General features: G+C 65.1%; 5 protein-coding genes (1 of these 5 cut by a window edge). All 5 read left to right on the top strand.

The window, feature by feature from the left end; genetic code table 11:
* Positions 1-65: 65 nt before the first annotated feature.
* Tightly spaced (at most 13 nt apart), the 5 genes in view from QZL63_RS06290 to QZL63_RS06270 form a layout consistent with a single transcriptional unit that may run on beyond the window.
* Positions 66-1,562, top strand: coding sequence for a phytoene desaturase family protein (locus tag QZL63_RS06290; RefSeq protein WP_022308481.1), 1,497 nt, complete (start codon positions 66-68; stop codon positions 1,560-1,562).
* On the top strand, positions 1,559-3,085 hold the full coding sequence (locus tag QZL63_RS06285) for a phytoene desaturase family protein (protein WP_022308480.1): 1,527 nt from the start codon (positions 1,559-1,561) through the stop codon (positions 3,083-3,085). The genes QZL63_RS06290 and QZL63_RS06285 overlap by 4 nt, the downstream gene beginning before the upstream one ends.
* The gene (locus QZL63_RS06280; protein WP_022308479.1) at positions 3,066-4,367 is read left to right on the top strand and encodes a phenylacetate--CoA ligase family protein; all 1,302 of its coding nucleotides are present in this window, start codon (positions 3,066-3,068) and stop codon (positions 4,365-4,367) included. Before QZL63_RS06285 ends, QZL63_RS06280 begins: the two co-directional genes overlap by 20 nt.
* A gap of 2 nt (positions 4,368-4,369) precedes the next feature.
* Entirely contained in the window at positions 4,370-5,497 is a 1,128-nt protein-coding gene (locus QZL63_RS06275; protein WP_022308478.1) for a 1-acyl-sn-glycerol-3-phosphate acyltransferase, read from the top strand.
* Positions 5,498-5,510: 13 nt separating this feature from the next.
* Positions 5,511-8,266: the 5' portion of an MMPL family transporter gene (locus tag QZL63_RS06270; protein WP_022308477.1), read on the top strand. The gene runs 58 nt beyond the window's last position; the window shows 2,756 of its 2,814 coding nt (coding positions 1-2,756); the start codon lies at positions 5,511-5,513; its stop codon lies off the right edge, out of view.

Here is an 8,266-nt window from a genome sequence, read left to right as displayed (position 1 = left end):
GACGACGGCCGGCCGGTTGCGGCCGCGGATGAAACCGACGCCTGCGTCACAATCGTTCCGGTCCGATGAAAAAGCGCTGTGTCATCATAGGAAGCGGCCTCGGGGGGCTGTCGTGCGGGGTTATCCTGGCCCGGAACGGATACGACGTGACTGTTCTGGAGCAGGATGCCCGGATCGGCGGATGCCTGCAGTGCTTCCGCAGGGGCGACGCGAAGTTCGAGACCGGCATGCACTTCATCGGCAGTTGCGACGAGGGGCAGGTGCTCCGGCGGCTGTTGCGCTACCTCGAGGTGTTCGACGACCTTCGGTTGAGCCGCCTCGACCCCTCGGGCTACGAGGTGATCTCGCTCGGAGGCGAGCATTTCCGGCTGGCGCAGGGGCGCGAAGCCTTCATCGAGGAGCTGGCGGCACGTTTCCCCGCCGAACGCGGCCGGCTGAACGACTATTTCGACCTGATCGGACGCATCGCCCGGGCCTCGTCGCTGCATGCCCTGCAGTCCGGGACCTCGGATCTTGGCGTCCTGGCCGAATACCAGATGCGGAGCATCGATTCGGTGCTCGACGCGCTGATCCGCGACCCACTGCTGCGCGATGTACTGGTGGGCAATCTGCCGCTCTACGCCGCCGAGAAGGGACGCACGCCCTTTGCCACCCACGCCTTCATCACCGATTTCTATAACCGGGGGGCTTTCCGCATCGTGGGCGGCAGCGACGCCGTGGCCGAGTCGCTCGCACGTTCCCTTGTGCGCCGCGGCGGCCGGATCGAGACCAGCCGCAGGGTTGTGCGGATCCGTTGCGATGCCGCCGGGGTTCGTGCCGTCGAGACCGAAGACGGACGCAGCTGCCCGGCCGATCTGGTGATCTCGAGCATCCACCCGCAGCGGACACTCGGCCTGCTCGACAGCGGGCTGATCCGCCCCGCTTACCGCAACCGCATTGCCGCGCTGCGCAACACGACGGCCGGATTCACGCTCTACCTCCGTTTCAAGCAGGGGCAGGTCCCCTACATGAACCACAACCACTATGGATACACCGGCACAACCCCCTGGGGGTGCGAACACTATACCGAAGAGGAGTGGCCCCGCGGCTACCTCTACATGCACATGTGTCACGAGGAGCATCCCGCCCATGCCCGGTGCGGTGTGGTGATCTCCTACATGTCCATCGACGACCTGACGCCGTGGCTCGACACGCGGGTCGGACACCGCGGCGCGGACTACGAGGCCTTCAAGCGCCGCAAGGCCGAGCGTCTGCTCGAGGTCGTCGAGCGCGATTTCCCGGGACTTCGACAGCAGATTGACGCCTGTTACACCTCCACGCCGCTCACCTACCGCGACTATACGGGAACCGTGGACGGATCGATGTACGGCGTCGTGCACGACGTGCAGGCCGGTGTCGGCAGCCGCGTCTCCCACCGCACCCGCATCCCCAACCTCCTGCTGGCCGGGCAGAGCGTCAATTCGCACGGGATCCTGGGGGTGTTGGTCGGCTCGCTCATCGCGTGCGGCGAGGCGGTGGGTCTGCCGCGCATTTTCGAACAGATAAACGAAGCGAACCCATGAACGGAACGGTTGTCATCATCGGAGGCGGCATGGGCGGCCTCTTCACGGGGGCGCTGCTGGCCCGGAACGGATACCGTGTGACCGTGCTGGAGCAGAACGCTGCCGTCGGGGGCGGGCTGCAGACCTTCGTGCGCAGCGGCGAGCGCTTCGAGACGGGCATGCACATGCTGGGCGGTTTCCGCCCCGGCGGCTCGGTCCGCCGCATCTGCCACTACCTGGGGATCCTGGATCAGTTGAAGATCCGACCGACCGACGACGACTGCATGGACTCGCTGCACTACCTCGCCGAAGGGGAACGCTTCGCCATCCCCTGCGGGCGGGAGCGTTTCGCAGAGAGCTTCGCCGCCCGGTTCCCCGCCGAGGCCGACGGTGTACGGCGCTATGTCGAGGCGCTCTACCGCCTGTCGGACGAGGTCGGCATGTTCCGCCTGCGCGAAGCGCAGGGGTCGATCTTCTCCCACTCCGAGGAGTTCCTGCTGCCGGCCGACGAGCTGATCGCCCGCTATGTCGCCGACCCGCGGCTGCGCGACATCCTGGCCTACATGAATCCCATGTACGGAGGGGTCGCCCGCCATACGCCCGCCTATATCCATGCGCTGGTCAATGTGCTCTACATCGACGGCGAGGACCGCTTCGTGGACGGCAGTTCGCAGCTGGCCGAGGCGCTGGCGGGAGTCATCCGCGCCAACGGGGGCGAGGTCGCGACCCGAGCCCGGGTCCGGCACCTCGCCTGTACGGAACGTACGATCCGTTATGCCGAAACCGAGGAGGGCCGCCGCTATGCGGCCGACCGCTACATCGCGGCGATCCACCCCTGCACGCTGCTGCGGATGCTCGATGCGGCGGCGCTGCCCCGGGCCTACCGCTCGCGGCTCGAACAGATTCCCAACAGCTACTCGGCCTTTACGGTCTACCTGAAGCTCAAGGAGAACCGCTTCCCCTATATCAACCATACGTGCTACTGCCAGAGGGCCCACGGCATGGCGTGGCAGCTGGGCACCTACGACGAACTCTGGCCCCGGGGCATCATGTACATGACCCCGCCCGTCAGCGGGCAGGGCCCCTTCAGCCGCAAGATGATCATCACGGCACCGATGCCCTTCGATGCCGTCCGCCGCTGGGAGGGGACCTTCACCGGCCGGCGCGGGCCCGACTACGAGGCCTGGAAGGAGAAGCAGGCCGGGCGGGTTCTGGCGCTCATGGAGCGGATCCGCCCCGGATTCCGGGAGGCGGTCGAGGCGGTCCATGCGTCGAGTCCGCTGACCATACGCGACTACTACGGTACGAAGGAGGGCGCCATGTACGGCTTCCGCAAGGATGCGCAGCAGATCGCCCTCTCGCAGGTCCCGATCGCGACGAAGATCGGCAATCTGCTGCTCACGGGACAGAACATCAACCTGCACGGCATCTGCGGCGTACCGCTCACGGCGGTCAATACGGCCGAAGCGCTGCTCGGGACCAACCGCCTGATCCATGCCATCAACACGAAATACGAAACCGACCATGGAAACCTTTGCAAATGACATCGAATTCCGCCCGGCCGAGGAGATCAAAGCCTTTCAGGAGCAGCTGCTGCAGAAGGCGTTGCACTACCTCGCCGGACATTCGGCCTACTACCGCCGCATGTTCGAACGCTGCGAGATATGCATCGACCAGATCCGCCACATCGAGGATCTGGTGAAGATCCCCTTCACCGAGAAGAAGGACCTGCAGCTCTTCAACGAGGAGTTTCTCTGCTGCCCCCGCGAGACGGTCATCGACTATGTGACCACGTCGGGGACGCTGGGCGACCCGGTGACCTTTGGATGCACGGAACTGGACCTGCAGCGCCTGGCCTACAACGAGAAGAAGTCGTTCGCCTGCGCCGGACTGCGTCCCGGGAACATCGTGCAGCTGATGACCACGCTCGACAAGCGGTTCATGGCCGGACTGGCCTATTTCCTCGGCATCCGCGAACTCGGCGCCAGCGTCATCCGCGTCGGGAACGGCATCCCCGAGCTGCAGTGGGACACCATCCGGAGGCTGAAGCCCGACACGATCATGTGCGTGCCGTCGTTCATCCTGCGGCTCATCCAGTATGCCGAGGAGCACGACATTGACTACCGCCGAAGCAGCATCCGCCGCATCATCGGCATCGGCGAGGGGTTGCGCGAGCAGGATTTCTCGCTCAACCTGCTCGGGCAGCGCATCCGCGAGAAGTGGGACGTGCAGCTCTTCGCCACCTACTCTTCTACGGAGATGGGCGCCACCTTTTCGGAGTGCGAATACGGTTGCGGCGGGCATATCCATCCGGAACTCATCATCGTCGAGATCATCGGGCCGGACAACCTGCCCGTTGCCGACGGCGAGTACGGCGAGATCGTCGTCACGACGCTCGGCGTCGAGGGCATGCCGCTGCTGCGCTTCCGTACGGGCGACATCGCCGCCAAGCGGACCGAGCCGTGCCGCTGCGGCCGCCACTCGTTCCGCCTTACGCCGCTTGTCGGACGCAAACACAACATGATCAAGCTCAAGGGTACGACGCTCTACCCGCCGGCCCTGAACGACGTGCTGGACAACACCGCCTATGTGGAGAACTACGTCGTCGTGGTCGAGGAGAGCGAGGCCGGGACCGACCGCGTGATCGTCCGCATCGGGCTGAAGTACAGTCCCGAATTCGATGCCGTGAAGGACCTCAAGGACCGTTTCCGTTCGCGCATCCGCGTAGCCCCCGAGATCGAACTGCTGCCGGTCGAGGAGATCCGCCGCATCAACTTCCCGGCTAAGAGCCGCAAACCGGTAAAATTCATCGACAACCGCAAATAGCCATGAACCACCCCGAATTCGACGACATCCGTCCCTACCGCGACGAGGAGATCCCGGCGACGATGCAGCGCATCGCATCGAGCGAGTTCTTTCCGCTGCTGGCCACCTATATCTTTCCTGAAGAAGAACTTGAGGCCGTGCGCCGCAAAGTGGCGTCCATCAAGACGATCCGTGAGTTTCAGGAACAGGTCATGGCCGTGGTGAACGAGCAGGTCATCGCCCGCAGCATCACCTCGTTCACATGGGAGGGAATCGAGCGGCTCGACCCCTCGGAGCGTTACCTTTTCGTCTCGAACCATCGCGACATCATGCTCGACGCCTCGCTGCTGCAGTACCTGCTCTTCGAGCACGGCCACGAGACCTCGGAGATCACTTTCGGGGCCAATCTCATGTCCTCGCAGCTGGTCATCGACATCGGCAAGGCGAACAAGATGTTCCGCATCGAACGCGGCGGCAACATGAAGGACTTCTACCGCAGTTCGATGCACTGCTCGGAGTACATCCGGCACACGATTACCGAAAAGCGGCAGTCGGTGTGGATCGCCCAGCGCAACGGGCGGACCAAGGACGGTAACGACCTCACGGATCAGGGTATCGTCAAGATGTTCTGCATGAGCAAACCTTTCGACAAGATCGAGGCGCTGGCCGAACTGCACATCGTGCCGCTGTCGATCTCCTACGAATGGGAGCCCTGCGACATCCTCAAGGCACTCGAGCTCTACGAGTCGCGCTTCACCCGCTACACGAAAAAGCCGGGCGAGGACCTGAACAGCATACTGACGGGCATCATGCAGCCCAAGGGCGCCGTGCATCTGGCCTTCGGACCGTGTCTCGACGCGAAGACGCTGCGCGCATACGACGGCTGCACCCACAACGAATACCACAAGCAGGTGACCCGGCTTCTCGACCGGACGATCCGTGGCAACTACCGCCTCATGCCCAACAACTTCATCGCCCACGACCTCCGCTACGGGCAGACCCGCCATGCGGCGCACTACACGCCGGCGCAGAAGGATGCCTTCATCGGTCGGCTCGGGGAGCTGGCGAAGTTCGAGGTGGACGATCCGGATCTGCTGCGCGACATCTTCCTGGGGATCTACGCCTCGCCGGTGGAGTACCTGAACGATTGACCCCGGAACGGACATGGCCGCGTTTTTCCTTCGCATATACGACTGGCTGGCCGGGCGGCGCATGTGGTTCGGCGGCGTGCTGGCGCTCCTCTGTGCGCTGCTGCTTGCCGGGCTGTTCTCGCTGGGCCGCAACGAGGACATCCTGGATTTCCTGCCCGTGGACAACCACCACCGCAAGGCTCTGAACCTCTATCAGGAACTCTCGGCCGCCGACCGCATTGTCGCCATCGTGCTTCCGCGCGACAGTTCGGCTACGGTCCCGCCGGACCGGCTGGCCGATGCGGCGGGGCGCGTTGCCGCGGCCGCGGCGCGGGCCGCGCTCTCGCCCCGGGCGGCGCCCCCCCGCGACTCGCTCGGCGCGGTCCGCGACCTGATGACCCGCATCGACTACGGGCGTTTGTTCGATACCCGGCAGTTCCTCTACGACCACATCCCCTGCTTCCTGACCGACGCGGACTACGAACGCATCGACTCGCTGCTGACGCCCGGCTACATCGAGGCGCAGATCGCCCGCGACCGGATGCTGCTGATGTTCCCCACGGGCAGCCTGCTCTCGGACCATGTGCGGCAGGACCCGCTGAACCTCTTTACGCCGGCCGTGGCGCGGCTGCAGCAGTTCCAGCCGGGATTCAGGTACGAACTCTACGACGGGTATATCCTCACGCCCGACCGGAAGCGGGCCATCGTGACGATGCGCACCCCCTACGGGTCAAACGAAACCAACTCCAACGCCCGGCTGATCGCCCTGCTGCGCGACGCCGCGGATGCCGTCGAAGCCGACACTCCCGAGCTGGAGGTCCACCTTGCCGGGGCTCCGGTCATCGCCGTTACGAATGCGCGGCAGATCAAGGCCGACAGCCTGCGGTCGATCGCCGTGGCTGTCGTGCTGATCCTTGCGCTGCTGCTCTGGACGCTGCGCTCCATGAGGTCGCTGCTGCTGATCGGCGTCTCGATCCTCTTCGGGTGGCTCTTCGCCATGGGCGGCATGTCGCTCCTCCGCGACGAAGTGTCGATGATCATCCTGGGCATCGGCTCGATCATCATCGGCATCGCCGTCAATTACCCGCTCCACATGCTGGCTCACCTGCGCCACGAACACGACATGCGTGCAGCCCTGCGTGAAATCGTCTCGCCGCTCGTTATCGGCAACATCACCACCGTGGGGGCCTTCCTCTGCCTGGTCCCGATGACGGCCCCGGCGCTGCGCGACCTGGGGCTCTTCGCCGCCTTCATGCTGGTCGGCACCATCCTCTTCGTGCTGGTCTTCCTGCCCCACCTGGTAGGGAAACGCCCCCGGACCGAAGGCGGCGGACAACGCTTCCTCCGGGCGTTCTCGGCGATCGACTTCGAGCGCAAGCCGCGTCTGGTTCTCGGGGTCTGCCTGCTGACCGTCCTGTTCGCCTTCTTCAGCCGCCACACGGCCTTCGATACGGACATGCGGCACATCAACTACATGACCGACGGGCAGCGCGCCGATCTGGAGGCTTTCTCCCGGATGCTCGGCCCGGACAGCCTGACGACGGTCTACGTGGCCTCGGAGTCCGCGACCTGGGACGGGGCGCTGCAGCGGAGCGAAACGGCCCGCGGCGCCCTGGAGCGGATCGTCGCCGAGCACCCAGGGTCGGTGCTGGAGAGCGCCACACCCTTCCTCCCCTCGCGCTCCGAGCAGCTGCGGAGGCTGGCCCGCTGGGAGGAGTTCGTCGGACGGCATGCCGACTCGATCCGTACGCAGCTGGCTGCGGCGCTCCGGGCGAACGGGTTCCGCGAAGATGCCTTCGCCGGGTTCGAAGCGCTGCTCGACAAGCCGTTCGCACCGCTCGGGTGGGAGGAGCTTGCGCCGCTGGCCGGGCAGCTTTTCGAAGGGTATCTGAATGAGGCGGACGGAACCTGTACGGTGGTCGATCGGGTCAAGGTGCTTCCCGGGGAGGTCGGGGCGGTCGAGGAGACCCTGCGGCAGCGGATCCCCGGCTCCTACTGCTTCGACGTGCAGGGGATGAACGGTGCCATCGCCGATTCACTGACCGGCGACTTCAACTACATCGGCTGGTCGTGCGGCGTGATCGTCTTCCTCTTCCTCTGGTTCTCGTTCGGGCGGCTCGAACTGAGCCTCATGGCCTTCCTGCCCATGGCCGTCAGCTGGTTGTGGATCCTCGGCCTCATGGAGCTGCTCGACATCCGGTTCAACATCGTGAACATCATCCTGGCCACCTTCATCTTCGGCCAGGGCGACGACTATACGATCTTCATCACCGAAGGACTTGTCTACGAACACGCCTACGGGCGCAAGCTGTTGGCCTCGTACAAAAGCAGCATCGTGATCTCGGCGCTGATCATGCTCATCGGCATCGGAACGCTCATCATCTCGCGCCACCCGGCCATGCGGTCGCTGGCCGAGGTGACCATCATCGGCATGTTCACCGTCGTGCTGATGGCCTATATCATCCCGCCGTTCATCTACCGATGGCTGGTGCGGCGCCGCGGCGGCGGGCTCCGCACGGCTCCCGTCACCCTCGGGCAGCTGCTCCGCACGGGGTGGTTCCGGATGCTTCTTGCCGCTGAACTGTTGGGAGCCATCCTGCTCCGGCTCGTCTCGGGAAACAGCCGCCGGCTGCTCGGCCGCTACATCCGGCGGGTTGCCGGCTGGGACCTGCGCCACCTCCCCGGTATCGGGTTCCGTACGGCGCCGCTGCCGGCCGGGGCACAGGTGATTGCAGCCCGCTACCATGCGGACGTGGACCTGCTCGTGGCGGGCGCCGCGGGGGCGGGGGT

Source organism: Alistipes sp. CAG:268 (assembly GCA_000434235.1).
Taxonomy (GTDB): Bacteria; Bacteroidota; Bacteroidia; order Bacteroidales; family Rikenellaceae; genus Alistipes; species Alistipes avistercoris.
This window is presented reverse-complemented; position numbering and strand designations above follow the sequence as displayed.

Bases quoted from the DNA above. Each gene is read 5' to 3' on its own strand.
- QZL63_RS06275 (WP_022308478.1), top strand. From the start codon at position 4,370: ATGAACCACCCCGAATTCGACGACATCCGTCCCTACCGCGACGAGGAG.
- QZL63_RS06290 (WP_022308481.1), top strand. From the start codon at position 66: ATGAAAAAGCGCTGTGTCATCATAGGAAGCGGCCTCGGGGGGCTGTCG.
- QZL63_RS06285 (WP_022308480.1), top strand. From the start codon at position 1,559: ATGAACGGAACGGTTGTCATCATCGGAGGCGGCATGGGCGGCCTCTTC.
- QZL63_RS06280 (WP_022308479.1), top strand. From the start codon at position 3,066: ATGGAAACCTTTGCAAATGACATCGAATTCCGCCCGGCCGAGGAGATC.